The sequence below is a fragment of the Psychrobacter sp. BF1 genome (genome assembly GCF_019279065.1).
GTDB lineage: Bacteria > Pseudomonadota > Gammaproteobacteria > Pseudomonadales > Moraxellaceae > Psychrobacter > Psychrobacter urativorans.
Map to the genome: position 1 here is coordinate 647,719 of NZ_JAGYWV010000001.1, position 15,525 is coordinate 663,243.

Annotated in this window: 12 protein-coding genes and 1 tRNA gene; 12 read left to right on the forward strand and 1 reads right to left on the reverse strand. The window is 43.7% G+C overall.

The window, feature by feature from the left end; all coding sequences use genetic code 11:
• The first annotated feature begins 193 nt into the window (after positions 1–193).
• The 10 genes from KZA12_RS02715 to KZA12_RS02760 all read left to right on the forward strand — a co-directional run bounded on the left by KZA12_RS02715 (position 194) and on the right by KZA12_RS02760 (position 11,344).
• On the forward strand, positions 194–532 hold the full coding sequence (locus KZA12_RS02715) for a phage tail protein (protein WP_218689121.1): 339 nt from the start codon (positions 194–196) through the stop codon (positions 530–532).
• A 51-nt stretch (positions 533–583) separates the two neighbouring features.
• Positions 584–1,408 (forward strand): hypothetical protein, encoded by an 825-nt coding sequence (locus tag KZA12_RS02720; RefSeq protein ID WP_218689122.1) that lies wholly within the window; start codon positions 584–586, stop codon positions 1,406–1,408.
• Positions 1,409–2,194, forward strand: a complete 786-nt coding sequence (locus KZA12_RS02725; protein WP_218689179.1) for a phage minor tail protein L — start codon at positions 1,409–1,411, stop codon at positions 2,192–2,194.
• 13 nt (positions 2,195–2,207) lie between these two features.
• Positions 2,208–2,957 (forward strand): C40 family peptidase, encoded by a 750-nt coding sequence (locus tag KZA12_RS02730; protein ID WP_218689123.1) that lies wholly within the window; start codon positions 2,208–2,210, stop codon positions 2,955–2,957.
• 45 nt (positions 2,958–3,002) lie between these two features.
• Complete coding sequence (locus tag KZA12_RS02735; RefSeq protein ID WP_218689124.1) at positions 3,003–3,563, forward strand: tail assembly protein; 561 nt, start codon at positions 3,003–3,005, stop codon at positions 3,561–3,563.
• A complete protein-coding gene (locus tag KZA12_RS02740) occupies positions 3,563–9,349 on the forward strand; it encodes a host specificity protein J (protein WP_218689125.1) in 5,787 nt (1,928 codons plus the stop codon). The genes KZA12_RS02735 and KZA12_RS02740 overlap by 1 nt, the downstream gene beginning before the upstream one ends.
• A gap of 41 nt (positions 9,350–9,390) precedes the next feature.
• The gene (locus KZA12_RS02745; protein ID WP_218689126.1) at positions 9,391–9,537 is read left to right on the forward strand and encodes a hypothetical protein; all 147 of its coding nucleotides are present in this window, start codon (positions 9,391–9,393) and stop codon (positions 9,535–9,537) included.
• A gap of 35 nt (positions 9,538–9,572) precedes the next feature.
• Positions 9,573–10,178 carry a hypothetical protein gene (locus KZA12_RS02750; RefSeq protein ID WP_218689127.1) on the forward strand — a complete coding sequence of 202 codons (606 nt, stop codon included), beginning with the start codon at positions 9,573–9,575 and terminating at the stop codon, positions 10,176–10,178.
• Between the two features lie 316 nt (positions 10,179–10,494).
• The gene (locus KZA12_RS02755) at positions 10,495–11,148 is read left to right on the forward strand and encodes a lysozyme (protein ID WP_218689128.1); all 654 of its coding nucleotides are present in this window, start codon (positions 10,495–10,497) and stop codon (positions 11,146–11,148) included.
• A 125-nt stretch (positions 11,149–11,273) separates the two neighbouring features.
• A tRNA-Val gene (locus KZA12_RS02760) sits at positions 11,274–11,344 on the forward strand.
• A gap of 64 nt (positions 11,345–11,408) precedes the next feature.
• On the opposite strand, the gene KZA12_RS14790 is transcribed toward KZA12_RS02760, so the two are convergent.
• Positions 11,409–12,632, reverse strand: a complete 1,224-nt coding sequence (locus KZA12_RS14790; RefSeq protein ID WP_218689129.1) for a site-specific integrase — start codon at positions 12,630–12,632, stop codon at positions 11,409–11,411.
• Between the two features lie 480 nt (positions 12,633–13,112).
• Between KZA12_RS14790 and KZA12_RS02770 the strand changes: the two genes are divergently transcribed.
• Together KZA12_RS02770 and serC are read left to right on the forward strand one after the other, a co-directional pair.
• Complete coding sequence (locus KZA12_RS02770) at positions 13,113–13,985, forward strand: DNA polymerase III subunit psi (RefSeq protein WP_218689130.1); 873 nt, start codon at positions 13,113–13,115, stop codon at positions 13,983–13,985.
• Between the two features lie 210 nt (positions 13,986–14,195).
• Entirely contained in the window at positions 14,196–15,323 is a 1,128-nt protein-coding gene (gene serC / locus KZA12_RS02775; RefSeq protein WP_218689131.1) for a 3-phosphoserine/phosphohydroxythreonine transaminase, read from the forward strand.
• Positions 15,324–15,525: the final 202 nt, after the last annotated feature.

A 15,525-nucleotide genomic window follows, 5' to 3' on the forward strand; every position in this document is an offset into this window, starting at 1 on the left:
AGGGTTTTTGGTTAGATCAATGGCGCCAATGTTTGTGCGGCCATCTTCTAGGTCTATCCTATATGGCCATTGAGTGTAAGTTGGTGTCAATCTTGGGTTTACTGCCATGCTACAATCCTTCTGTTAGTTGATTTTGGCAGATTAATACTAACACCAACCACCTTAACCGGTGGTTTTTTTATGGGTGAAATATATGGCGCTTAGAACGTTTACATGGTGCGTAGATGCGGGGGCGACACGGACAACCGAGCTTAAAACTAACACTGTGAGCTTTGGTGATGGTTACGAGCAGGTGTCTAGCTTTGGCATTAACAACGCTCGTAAAAATTGGCAGGTGACAAGAACAGGTCGCTTAGCTGAGCTTGAAGTTATCTATCAATTCTTAGTTCAGCATGGTGGCGTTACACCTTTTTACCTCACTCTAAGGGGTGAAACTAAGGCATACCGAACCGATGGGTCGATTGATGAACCCCACCTCGGTGCTGATGTATGGTCAATCTCATTTAATCTCAAACAAGTATTTATACCCTAACTCAATCAAACAATACGCCCCTTAATTGGGGTTTTTTTATGGGAAAAATTTATGGCTATTCAAATTCCAAACTTAGGCTCAGGAAACGGTTTAACTGGTGATAACGAGCTGGTTATTCGTCAGAAGTATAACGCTAACTTTACCGATCAGACTAATGCTGCTAGTCGCTTAGTGGGTCAGGGATTAGACGACGTTGTCGTTGTTGCAGACATTGCAGTGGCACTATCAAAAGCTCCTGTCCCTGTAAAAGCAGAAGATACCTCTTACGATGTAGATACTATTACACCCAGAGGAGCCATGATCGGTCCAAAAAATATAAACAGAGTGCCATTTAGTAGTAGCTATGTACTTGCAAAAGCATTGGAGGGCGAACAATATACGCACGTCAACGCTTTTGATATTGTTAATGGGGAGGAGTATTGGCGACATAAAAGACTTGGCACTTGGGGGTCTTGGGTTAAATACCACACGACAGCAAACACAACTAAAGATGCGAATGGCTTTCTCAAGGGCGCAAGCCCAGTTGTCGATTTGTATGACTCAGTGATGGGACAGAATGAAGATGCTAAAAAACAAGACATTACTTTTGAGAAAGTATCAACAGGTGATTACCTGATCAAAGGTAGCCTAGGGCTAGCTCAAGAAGGTTGGTACATCGAGACCCCGAAAGATGCTAACGGTAATGTGTTGGTGGCTGTCGTGTATAAGCAGCTAGCAAACAACGATATTAGCGTAAAAACGTACGCTAAGCGCTTCGATGAAGATACAGGCGATATTGTTGCTAACTTAACTAAGCCTCGTGATATTCCAGCAGGCCGTTTTATCAGCTTGCGTTTGCATGAGATGCCAACCGAGCCAACACCTCCAATGGAGTAAATCATGTTAACAAGTGACTTGCAGAAACTAAGCGTTACAGGACTTGTGACGCTTTATGAGCTAGATGCTACGAAGCTAGGCGCAGGTGTCATGCGATGGCATGGGCATATGTCTTATGAAGACTGGCGGTATATTTACGAATATACTGACAAGGCTCAATTCACTAGTATGACTAGGCGCACAGCTCCTACTGGCAAAGAAGACCTGATTCGTCAAGATATTATTTGGCAAGGGCAGACGTATAGCCCTATACCAATTCAGTCTGACGGTTTAGAGCAACGAGGGGATGGTAAAGCATCAACACCAAGCCTCGCTATCGCTAACAATCTAAACGGCATACAGGGCGCAATCAGTGCGCTTTGTTTGCGCTACGAAGATTTTGCGGGCGCTAAGCTCACGGTTATTAATACGCTAGCGAAATACTTAGACGCTGCCAACTTTACTGATGGCAACCCACAAGCGGCTAACGAGTTTCGCAAGCAGCTTTGGTTCATTGAGCAAAAAACAAGCGAAAATGCAGGATCAGTTACTTTTGAGTTGAGCAACCCCATAGATTTCGAGGGCGCTAGAATACCTAGCCGTGAGATAACCTCTTTTTGCCACTGGGCGGTTCATGGTCGTTATCGTGGTAGTGAGTGCAAGTATATGGGCACAGCTCGCTTTACTGATGACGGCAAGCCCACAACTGATGCCGCTTTAGACCGATGCAGTGGCAGACTTTCGGATTGCCGACTGCGTAATAATGAAAAAAACTACGGAGGATTCCCTTCGTCATCTTTGCAATAAACTAGGATGAACCATGCTGACAGCTAAGATCAAAAAGGCTATCAATGCCCATGCAAATGAATGTCACCCAAGAGAAGCATGTGGGGTTATAGTCGGCAAAGAATATATACCCTGTACCAATATATCACCTGATGACGCGCAGTTTGAAATCGATCCAATCGACCTCGTAGGAGCTGATAAAGAGGGTAAGATAAAGGCTTACGTTCACTCGCACTCAGGTTTTGGCGAAGCATCAACTGAGCCTAGTATGCCTGATATGATTCAAATGGGCTTGCATGGTTTGCCTTGGGTGATTGCTAACGGTGTGGATGTAAATTTGTATAAACCGAAAGACTATAAAGCACCTTTAATCGGTAGGGCTTACTATCACGGAACGCTTGACTGCTACACTTTAGTTAAGGATTACTATCAGCGTGAGCTTGGCATTACGCTGAACGACTATGAGCGCACAGACGAATGGTGGGCAGACGCAAAAAGCAAGCCTTTATATATTGATAACTTTAAAAAAGAGGGATTTGTCGAAGTTGACAACGTGCAAAAGCATGACTTGATACTTTGCCGATTGGGGCGCACAGAACATGTGAACCACGCTTTGGTTTTTATCGGTGACGGAACGCTTGAGTCTGAGCCTACAGATGCGGTAATCAGTGATTGCTTGGTATTGCATCACCCTTACAATCAGCAGTCCTTACGTGAGATGTATAGCGATAGCTGGCAGCGCAGAGCAGCGGTTATTATCAGGCATAAGTCACTAATGAAATAACAATACTAGCCACCCTAACGGTGGCTTTTTTTATGGGCGCAACTTATGAAAACCATCATGCTTCATGGCGTTTTAGAGCAGTTCGGCAAAGAGTTCAGTCTCGATGTCTTATCGTGTGCTGAAGCAACACATGCTATTGCTTGTCAGTTGCCAGCATTTAAGTTATTCATGTTGCAAGCTGAGCAGAACGGCATGCGCTTTGCTGTCTTTATTGATGATAAGAACATCGGTGCAGACGAAATAGAAAATGCCACGGCAGCTAATACAATTCATATTGTGCCTAAAATCATGGGTGCTGGTGGTAACGCAATGGGGTGGCTGCAGGTTATTGGTGGCGCAATATTGGTTGGTGCTGGTGTTTTTCTAGGCGCTAACCCTGCATTAATCAGTGCTGGTGTCGGGCTAATGATTGGCGGTGCTGCAAGCTTACTAATGCCTAATCCCGATCTAGGCACACAAGATGCTGACGGTAACAGAGCTAACTATGGCTTTGGTGGTGCAGTTACGACTACAGCGCAGAACAATCCAGTGCCTGTTTTGATAGGTGAGCGCATGATAGGCGGCTTTATAGTTTCAGCGGGTATCTACACAGAGGACAATCAATAATGGCAGCTATCAGAACAATTAAAGGCGCTAAAAAAGGCCAAGACAAAGCACGCAAGCCCTCTATCGCTAAAGATACCGCTTCGTCTGTCAGTACCGTTAAGATACTGTACGGACTCTGGGACAGTGAGGGCTGGGGGTTGGTTAATGGAGCTAAATCTATCTACCTTGATGAAACTCCAGTAGAGGACGATGCCGGCAATAAAAACTTTGAGGGCGTTACTTGGGATTTCCGAGCAGGTACGAATGAGCAGGAATATATACAGGGCTTCCCTGATGTATCGAATGAAACACCCGTTGGCATTGAGCTAAAGAGCGCTACACCGTATATCAAGGCATTTACCGACAGCCAATTATCCGCTTTGCGTGTCCGCTTTAAATGGAATCGATTATCTAAAACCAATGCTGATAACGGTGACGTAACAGGCTATAAGATTGACTACGCTATCGATCTAAAAACAGGTAGTGGCGCTTATGTCGAAGTCTTAAAAACCAAGATTGAAGATAAGTTGTCAGCAGGTTACGAGCGTACCCATCGCATTGACTTGCCTAAATCTAGCACAGGCTGGCAGTTACGGATCAGACGCTTAACGCCTAACGATGCTAGTGAGTATATTCAAGATACGATGATGATTGAAGCGATTGCTGAGGTCATTGACGTTAAACTTGCTTATCCAAACACCGCTTTGCTTGGCATACAGTACAACGCTGAAACTTTTAGCAATATCGCTAAGATGGAAGTCCATGCCAAAGGCTCAATTATCCGTGTACCTAGCAACTATAATGCCGTTAATCGCACGTATAGCGGAATTTGGGACGGCACATTCAAAGACGCTTATAGCAATAACCCAGCATGGGCTTACTACTATCTTTGCACCCAATGGCGCTTTGGCTTAGGTGAGCGACTAGATGCTACGATGATTGATAAATGGTCGCTGTATGCGCTCGGTCAATATTGCGATCAGATGGTCAGTGACGGTCAGGGCGGTTTAGAGCCACGATTTACTTGTAACGTCTATCTGCAAAAGCAGGAAGATGCTTATAAAGTATTGCAGAACATTGGTGGCATCTTCCGTGCGATGTCTTACTGGAACGGTGAGCGCATTGTATTAGATGCTGATGTGCCACAAGACCCTGTTTACACTTTCAGCCGTGCGAACGTTGTAGATGGTAACTTTGAATATACAGGTACTCGTGCTCGTGATCGCCATACACTAGCAAAAGTTGCTTGGGATAATCCAGCAAACCGATTTGAGACAGAATACGAGTACATTCGTGACGAAAAGGCAATGGCGAAGTTTGGGGTTAAAGTCCTAGATTTATCCGCTTTTGGTTGCACTAGTCAAGCACAGGCTCAACGTGCAGGATTGTGGGCATTAAAGACTGAGCAGTTAGAGACAAGACAAGTCGGGTTTAGTGTCGGTCTTGATGGTTTTATCCCTCAAATCGGTAACGTCATCAATATCAGTGATGAGCTGTTCGCAGGTCGTGCTAATGGTGGTCGTGTATCAACAGTAAATGCTACACAGCGCATCATAGAGCTTGATCGTGAAGTCGTTGCTGCTGTTGGTGACGTATTGATAATAAACAGTGCTAACGGCAAATCACAGCGTAGAAACATTAGTAATGTAGTCGGCAATCGTGTCACTGTAACCGCTGCGTTTGATGGCGCAGAGTCGGAGCACGTTTGGGCTGTTGAGACCACTGACTTAAAACTAATGCGCTTTCGTGTTATGTCGATTCAGCAAAACGATGATGCTACGTTTAATATAACAGCTATTCAGCATGAGCCGCAAAAGTATGACGCAATTGACTTTGGTACAGATGTAAAACCAACAGATATTAGTATCGTTAACCCTGAAACGGTTGACGCTCCTGCAAGCGTAACGATCACAAGCCGTCACCGTGAAGTACAAGGCCAAACAGTCACTACTTTGGTTATCGGCTGGACGCAAGTATCAGGCGCAGTCACTTATGATGTGGAATGGCGTAAAGATGATGGTACGTGGATTCGTGTGCCTCGCACTGGCAATACATCGGCTGAGATTGAAGGTGTTTATAGCGGTCAGTATCAAGCGCAAGTACGTGCTGTATCAGCGTTTGATGTGCAGTCAAAACCAACGACATCATCGCTCACAGAAGTTAAAGGCAAAGTCGGACTACCGCCCACAATCGTTGGTCTAACTGCTATTGGCCTCCTGTTCGGCATGGATTTAAAGTGGGGTTTTGCTCAAGGTTCGGGCGATGCAGCTTACACTGAGATTCAGGTGGGTTCTGCGCCTGATGTTAACGTTGCAACACTAACGCAAGTCGCTTATCCGACAAACACGCACAACATTACAGGTATGCAAGGCGGTTTGTCGCAGTCATACCGTGGGCGTATTGTTGATAAGTTAGGTAACGTCAGCGCATGGTCAGCATGGGTTACAGCGACTACTGATAACAATGCAGAAAAAGTATTGGACTTGATACAAGGTCAGATTAACGAGAGTAGCTTAAACACAATTCTCAAGACTAAGATCGCTGATATTAAGATCACTAAGGACGCTATCGGCAACGAAACTACTGGCATAATTGCTGATATTATTAAAGCCAACAATCGTGTTACTAAAGAAGCTGACGATAGAATTGAGGCGTTACGTCTTGCATCATTGCGTACTGATGGCTTGCAAAAGTCTGCTGACAACTTAGCTAGGGATGTTAATACAGTAACTAACGCCCAGGTAGTGACAAACAATGGTCTTGCCGCTGTAAAGAATAGAGCTGATGCTTTTGAAATTGAAAATGGCGTACAAGCTCAAAAGCTGGACTACTTATCGTCTGAGCTGGACATGGGCTTTACTGACGCAACACAATACACTAACAAAGCGAGGGGCACGGTTTGGACGTTTGCTAAAACAGTAGCTCATGCTGATTACGTCAACTCGCAATTAATAACAGGTTTATCTGCTGACTATAAAAACTCGTCAGCTCGATTTACTGAAAATATTAATCTGCTAACAACTAAAAACGAGGCAGTAGCAACTAAAACAACTAACTTATCAGCTCAGATGACTGGTGGTTATAATGGCAGTGATTTAACTAAGCTGACATCAGGTCTTGTGTTTGAAGAAAGCAAAGCTAGGGCTAACGATGTTGAGGGCTTAGCAGAGCAAATATCATTACTATCAGCAGGTGTCGGTGAGCAGTTTGATAGCTTTGAGATTTGGCATTTCAATAACGATAAGGACGGATGGACAAACGGTACTTACAATAGTGGCGGCTGGCTAAATGTACGCGCCGAGACGATTACAAGTCCCGCTATTGCTGATTTAGACGGTGTGGTATATAAGCATATCAAGTTACGTATTAAAAAAGTCGGAACGCCTACGTGGCAGGGTCTACTAAGTTATACGAGCGGCAGTAAAACCATCGCTGAGCCAAGTTATGATGAGGACGGCATTGCGCTTGTAAACTGGCAGCTTGAATGGTCAGGAGATATAACATCGTTTAGCTTAAAACTTGCAAGTGCGGGTGATAATCTGAATTATTACAGTATCGACTGGATCGCAGTCGGTAGACCTTCGCCAGGCGCTAGTAACGCTTCATTGCTTCGCGAGTCTAAAGTACGATCAAGTGAAACCAGTGCTAATGCGTCAGATTTAGTGTCATTGCGAGCTAAAATTGAAGGCGGTAATGGCGTACCGATTGAGTCGTCAATCACCAAAAAGCTAAAAACTACAGCTAACCTAGCAAGCACGACAGCGGTTGACTTGAGTAAGTTAAACTCAAAATATGAAGGCGATATGTATGGCTACGAAGGTACTGTGCAAACTACCGCTAGAACACTTGCGAGTGCCACAAGAGCTGAAGCTGAACGCCTTGATGTGCTATCGGCAAACGTGCTGCCATCTTACACCGATGCAGCCAAGTACACTGATGCGACTCGATCCGTGCAATGGACGTATGCAAAAACAGTAGCAGCGGATAACTATGCTGCGAATCAGCGCATTACTAACTTGCAGTCCGACTTTGTTAATAGTAGCGCCAACGTAACCAATGAGCTGTTTACGCTCACTGAAAAAGACAAGTCTATTGCTGCAAGCGTGACTCAGCTTTACGCTAAGACCGATGAGAACTACGGTTTGATTCAAGACTTATCGTTATCAATATCAACGCCAACAACAGGTTTGGCGGCTAAAGTTACCGAATTACAGTCGTCCAGTTCAGAAAATAAAGATGCAGCAGCAGCAGCTCAAGAAGCAGCAGACAATGCAGCAACGGCAGCAGGTAATAAGGGCGAAGTCATCTATCAGTGGCAAACGCCAGCCGCAGCTAGGCAGCTATCCCAAAATCTATGGATTGATACCACAGGAGGTAAAAACACGCCTAAACGTTGGGATGGCAGCGAGTGGGTTATTGTGACAGATAAAGCCGCAACAGACGCACAAGTGGCGGCTGATGCAGCGAACGAAAAGTTACTACCCGAAAATCTAGGTTCGCTCGTCGAGCAAAGCGGTGTATTTAGCACTGATTTTGGATCAATAGCAGGTAAGTTCACAAATATACAGGGTGTTGTCGATAGCCAAAAGTCAGCGATAGAAACTATATCCGCTGTAGGCAATGCTGAGAGGCTGAAGAATGAGATTGCAAAAGCTCGACTAGATAAAAATGCTACTAATCTTAACGCTCAGTCAGTAGCTCTTACAAACTCAATCAACAGCTACACAACGAAAATTGCGGATTTAGTTGCTAAACGTGATGCTCCTAAAAAAGCAGACGTAACGCAAGATCAGTACATTGCCTTACAAGCTGAGTACAACAAGCAGATAGCCGACATAACTGCTGCTAAGGCAGATTTGACAGCGCAAAAAGATTTGATTACTCCTCAGATTGCGCAGTTAGCTGCTGAGAAGAAAGTGCTTGATGACTTTAAGGAGGTTGAGGACAACGTAAGAGCGCAGCACACTATCAAGATTGATGCTGATGATGGTACTGTAATTGGTTACGGTTTGGTTTTAGATAAAAATGGTGTTAGCGACTTCAACATCAGAGCCAATAATATCAACTTTTTACCACCAAAAAGCGGTACCGATGATGGCGTTAGTCAGTTTGTAGTTCGCAATACAACAAGCGTTATTGATGGCGTGACCGTTCCAGCAGGGGTTTATGCTCGACACTTTTACGCTCCTAGGGCGTCTATTGATACGATACAAATCAAAGATGCAGCTATTAAAACAGCTCAGATTGATGCGCTAGCAGTTAAGTCAGCTAATATTGATGATCTTGCAGTGACTAGCGGTAAGATTGCAAATCTATCCGTAGACACGCTAAAAATTGCTGATTACGCTGTCACGATACCTGCTATGCAGTTTGATGCTAGAGCATTTTCTTTTAGCGCAACAAGAGTAGAGCAGGAAATAAACACTATAACGTTAGACCCTAAAGGGGGTTCGGTTGCTATATCTTTTGGGTTTGATAAATTAGTAGCTAGTGCATTTGGATCAAGCACTGGTGCAACTGTACTGCTTAGGCTTAAAAGAGATAATACAGTACTAAGGACGCTAGAGTTTAAATCGTCAACTAGAGTTACAGGTCTCTCGTATAGCTCAAGCTCTGACAGATACGATGTCGTTCAGTCACACGAACTCTCTTACCAATATTCTGCAATAGCGCCCTACCTCGATGAAGGACTTACGGCTGGTAGTCACACATACAGCGTAACGCTTGAGGGGTTCGGAGTTAACGAAAATAGAATTGATGTCTTGATAACAGGAAGAACGCTGCAAGTGACAGGAGTTAAGAAGTAATGATAAAGGTTTACGTCTACAATAAGGAAACAGGGTTTTATATGTACTCGTTCAGTAGTATTTATGAAGTAGTCACAATAAACTTAAAGAGCGATCAAGAATTTACGCTAACTCCGCCACCAGAGGACGACAAAATGTACCGATGGGTCGGAACGGAATGGCAAGCAGAACCAAAACAAACCCCTTAATCGGGGTTTTTTATTATCTAAAATTAGGAGGCGTGATGCCGCAAAATATTGCAGCTTTTCAAACAGCGAAGTTACTAACGCTGTCAGCCGCTGGTACTGCTGCAAGCGCAGCAAGTATCAGCGCACAATTAGGCCAAACGCACAACTTTTTGTACTTGCAGCTGCCGTTATGGTTATTTTTGATTGCCATGATAATCCTAACCTTTGCAGGTGCTTTTTTATCACTCACGACTGACTATATGCGTGCTCGAGGTACATTTTTAAGTAAGTTTACTACTGCAGTGATCGTCGCTCTATTCATATCGTTCGTTGTACTACCGACAATCATTACCGAGCCAAGTGTCGGCCTGATGATGATTACAGCCTTCTTTGGTGGATTGTCCGGAACGATTTTAACTTACGTGTTTATGCGACTGCTCAACAATAAAGAGCTGCAAGATGCTGTTATTGATTTAATCGTTAATAGAGCTATTAAGTTTGCGGCTGTAGTGATCGACTTAGTAACAGACCATGCGGCTAAGCTACTTAGTGTTGTATTAGCTGGGATAGTAGCATCGTTCGTTATCTTGCCAAATCTTAACACTGACATTAGTGCCAGCGCACAGAACGCTGTGGAGGTATCAAATGATGAACTTGTCTAATTGCTTAATACCGATGCTAGGGCTATTGCTTTGTTTTTTTGTGATGGTCATGCGTGGCGTTAATACAAAAGGCGCTATCTGTATGGCTAAGCTTAACTTATATGCTGTGGGCTGGATTATATTGCTGTGGGCTGACTGGGGTACAGCACATTTACCAGTGTTTGCCACTGTGCTATTTAGACTTGTCATGCTGGTCAATAATCTACTCTACATTAAGCAGCTAACAATAAACAAGCCGATCCGATTTAAAACACTTTGGCACTACAAACATAAACACTAATCGCCCCTTAATTGGGGTTTTTTTTGGGGCTAAATTATGACGCATGATGAATTTTTTGAATGGCTAAAGTCAAAGCAAGATAACGGCAAGCTTAATCAAGTGCAGGTTGACGGCATGAATGAGCTGTTGACCGTCGTACGTGCTGACGTTCTGCAAACGGCTATTTCTGCGCTCAATGGCTGGACTCATACAGCTAGCGCTGCTACCGGTAGCTTACTGCTATCAAAGAGTGGTGCTGATATGATGAAGCGTTACGAGGGGTTTAAAAGTAAGCCTTACATTGATATGGTTGGAGTACCAACTATCGGCTATGGCAATACCTACTATCTTGATAGACGCAAGGTACGTATGACAGACGCGCCATTGACTGAGCCACAGGCTGCCAAGCTCAAACAAGATATTATTAACCTTGATTTTGCATCGGGTGTGAATAAGTTATTCGCTGACGAGATCAAAAGCGGCAAGCTTAATCAAAATATGTTCGATGCGCTTGTATCGCTAGCTTACAACATTGGTATCGGGGCGCTGTCACGATCAAATAGCGTCACAGGTAATATTCATGCTGGCAACTACAAAGCTGCTGCCGATGGGTTTTTGAAGTTTAATAATGGACGTGTAAATGGCAAACTTGAGCCTATACCTGGACTAACTCGCAGACGCACAGAAGAACGAGCGTTGTTTTTAAGTTAGCCGCATCTAGCTACGTTTAGCTGTTATAATAGTTATGCTAGCGTAGTGTATCGAACGGGCTACCCATTTGATGTGCACAGCATGAAACTAGCTGACTAACAAAGGTTCGCGTAAGGCGTAAACTAGGTTGTGTAGCTCAGTCGGTAGAGCATTCACTAACACTGATGTGTCGCTAGTTCGATTCTAGCCATAACCGCAAAAGCCCATTCGTTAATTCGAGTGGGCTTATTTTTTTTGCCAAAATTTTGAACACCCTAACATTACTTGGTAGTTGCTTTAAGAGAGTCTAAGTAGTCAGCCCATTTTTGCATCATATCTCTACGCTCTGGCATTAAAGTTACACGGTTATATGCCCTACCATTTGCATCACGCACACTATGGCCAAGCTGCAATTCTATCAAGTGTTCGGATATTCCCAACTGTTCAACCATCATAGTGCGAGCAGACGCACGAAATCCATGTGGTGTATGAACGTCTTTATAACCTAATCGCCACAAGAACTTGTTAAGTTGCTGCTGGTGCTCAAACTTATCTTTACGCCTACTGTTATAAAACACGTATGGCGTATGGCGTGTATTGGCGTGTAAAGCGTGTAAAATATCAATAGCTTGCGTTGCTAGTGGCACTACTAGACTAGCTACCATATCAGACCTATTGCCTGTTTTCTGCGGACTAAACGTCCAAGTCCTAGTATCAAAGTCGATAGCATCCCAGCGCATTGAGCACATATCGCCGCTACGCTGAAACAGCATTGATTGCAATCTTAGGATGTTTTGAGCGTGACCGTAAAAGTCAGTAACATTATCAATATCGGCTAGCAGCTTACCAAATGCTACTGGCTCAATGATAGCGTGGTGATGTTCGGTTTTTGGCTTTGGTAGCATGAGGTCAGAGACTGCAATAGCGGGGTTGTTATCAATATACCCTTGACCAATAGCCAACGCAAAAATACGCTGGCAGACACCACGGACACGCTTAGCGGTTGGTATGGTTTTCTTTTCGATGTCTTTAATCGCTCGAAGTACGTCAGGCGTTCTTATCTGATCGACTGGCATACGTCCAAAGTAAGCAGCAGCATAGTTTATATGAGTGCGCTTTTGCTCAATAGTACGATGCTCAAACTGTTTTGATGCTATCTGCGACTGGAGCCAGTCGTCAGCCAGTTCGCTAAATGTCGGCATCGACCGCTTTTTATCTTTCAATCTCTCGTCATGTAGTTTTGGGTCGATACCATTTTTCAATAGCTTGATGTTGTCACTATGTTTATCTCTTGCTTGCTCGAGAGTCATATAGGGATAAGTTCCAAGTGTATAATATGGACGCTTACCTGTAACAGGGCTAGTGTATCGGTGCCTAAATGTGGTAGTCTTGTTTTCTCGAATGTACAGGTCTAGCCCTGCGAAACCATCTATAAGATAAATTGCGTTACCATCTTGATGGGTTTTGATTATCTTTTTGATTTGAGTGTCGGTTTTGATAGCCACTTGATAGCCTTTCTGATAGCCAGTTGATTTGTCTAAAGTTGGCTAGATTATGGCTAAGTTGTCCATAGTTGTAAAGACTAAAAAGCCGTAACCCTTATAAATCAATGGTACTTACTAGGTAAAAGTCAGGACAACTCGGTACAAGTATTCGCACTGATGGAGTCGCTTTTTTTTGTCTGCGATTTCTTGTTAGTGGTATTTATAGGTCGATTTTTTTATAGTCAGTATAAATACTTAGCCTAAGTCAGTTATAACCGCAGTGCCTAGCAAACCAACTGTTGACCGTGTGATGACGCCCTTACTATGTAAAGGGTTTTTTTTGGTCAAGTTTTTATTTAATTCGCTTATGATTAGCTGAATTTATGGCTTAGTTAGCACTTAGTACCTTGCATAGCAGGCGCTTACAGGATACGATAATCAGGCAAAAATTTAGCCATCTCTTAACTCATTATAAATAGATAATTAGGATAATACAGAGCTATGAATGAGACCCAAGAGCCGCTAACATTGCAACAACGTCAAGCGCAACAGTCGATGCAACGTAGAGTACAGCAGCGGCAGATTCTGGCGATGATGGGTATTAACCAGTGGATACAACCGAGTTCAGCCACTTTGAATATAGCTGATATAGACGCGGTTGCTGATAACGAGCCGCTACAACAGGTAGAGCCACTATCGTTTACTAGTCCTGCCTTCGAATCTACTAGCGCCCAAGATGCGCTTAGTTTAGCAGCGCCAGCGCAGCCTGTGCTCACTAGCGTTGATGATGTTCAAGATATCAGTGAGCGCATCATTGAAGATAACAGTCAAAACATTGAGCCACTACCGTCCTATTATATAGATTCTTTAGACAATAGCCCTTTATCTGCGCCTGTAGACTCTAGGGCGACAGTCACAGGTTTAGTACAGCCACTGATAACTAAAGCGACTGCCGCTGTTGACCCTTCTAATAACGATTCTACTGATAACTATAAAAAAACCTTAGATAAAGTAGTGCCCTTTGATCTGCAAGGGGGACGCTATGGCAATTGGGTACTGCTGGTCGATATCCAGGCCCTTAGTAGCGATAGCCAGAAGCTATGGCAGAATGTCTGCCAAGCCCTATCGCTAGAGTGTGAGACTACCTCTTTTCCGATTTGTGCTGGTATGGATACCGCTGAGCTTGCTAATGCTAGTCTTGCTGGTTATATCTTTAAGATAGGCCGTAGTGAAGATATCCAAGTAGTCGCTCTGACTGAGCTGCCTAAACTGTTGACGCATCCTAATATGGTCAGTGCGCCAAGCTTAGAGGCGATGCTCATTGATAGTACGCTTAAACGCCAACTGTGGCAGCAGATATCCAACCAAGCTTAGTGTTAGGGGCGTTAAGAGCGTTAAGAGCGTTAAGAATGCTCAGAGCATAAATAACGGGCAGCTGTCATTGTCACGTACTAAGCTGAGATTAGTATATATTTAGATTAGATAATCGGCACTAGCACTCAAACCCTGTAACTTTAACTTTAACTTTAACTGTCACTGTTCTCACTTTACCACCTAAAATCTATTATATTAAGGACTACCTATATGACTACTGATATAACTACTGATAACAAAGCTGCTGTTCATCGAGTCCCTAACTTTAGCGCTGGTCCTGCAACTTTACCTACTGAAGTATTGCAGCGGGCCCAAGATGAGTTGTTAGATTGGCAAGGTCGCGGCGTATCAGTGATGGAGGTGAGCCATCGCAGTAAAGAGTATTTGGCAATCACCGAAAAAGCCGAAGCCAAACTGCGTTCGCTGATGCAAATACCTGATAACTACAAAGTATTATTTTTACAAGGTGGCGGTAGTTTACAGTTCTCTGCTATTCCTTTAAATTTACTGGATGGTAAACGTGCAGATTACTTAACTACCGGTACTTGGTCAGCCAAAGCGATCAAAGAAGCTCAGCGCTATGCCAAATTGGGTCTAGGTGAAGTCAACTTAGTAGCAACTGGTAAAGACCATAACTTCACTGATGTGCCTGCCCGCAGCACATGGAATACCACTAAAGACGCTGCTTATTTTCACTATTGTGCTAACGAAACTATCCATGGTTTGCAAATATTTGAGCCGCCACAAGTCGACGTACCTCTGATTGTCGATATGTCATCCTGTATCTTGTCGCAGCCGATTGACGTCTCTAAGTTTGGGATGATTTACGCTGGTGCACAAAAGAATATTGGCCCAGCAGGTCTAGTTATTATTATTATTCGTGAAGACTTATTAGGGCAAGCAAGCGAGTGGTGTCCACTACTGCTTAACTATGAGCATCAAGTAGAAAAAGAATCAATGTCCAACACGCCAGCGACTTATTCTTGGTATCTAGCGGGTCTTGTATTTGATTGGTTGGAAGAGCAAGGTGGGGTTGAAGCTATCGGCAAAATCAATCAACAAAAAGCCGCATTGCTTTATGATGCTATAGACAATAGCGAGTTCTACCATAATGCAATAGCTCCTGAGTATCGCTCTATCATGAACGTGCCTTTTACTTTAGCTGATAGCACTCTTGATAAAGTATTCCTTGAGGAGTCAGAGCAGGCGGGACTGCTAAGCCTAAAAGGCCATCGTGAAGTTGGCGGTATGCGTGCTAGTATTTATAATGCAGTACCGTTGCAATGGGTACAGCAGCTAGTAGACTTTATGAGAGCCTTTGAAAAAAAGTATGGTTAATAGCTAAGGCTATTGAGACCAATGAAAGACGTAGTTGCTAGCGACTGCGTCTTTTTTTTGCAATAGTACTTAGTATAAAAGACTTACTATAAAACAATTGCTATCAAAGCATTAACCCTAAAAATGTGACACTAAAAGCTTGGCACAGTTGTGGCAATAATATGAGCATAGTGAGGGCAATCATAAACCCTGTATTACCGAA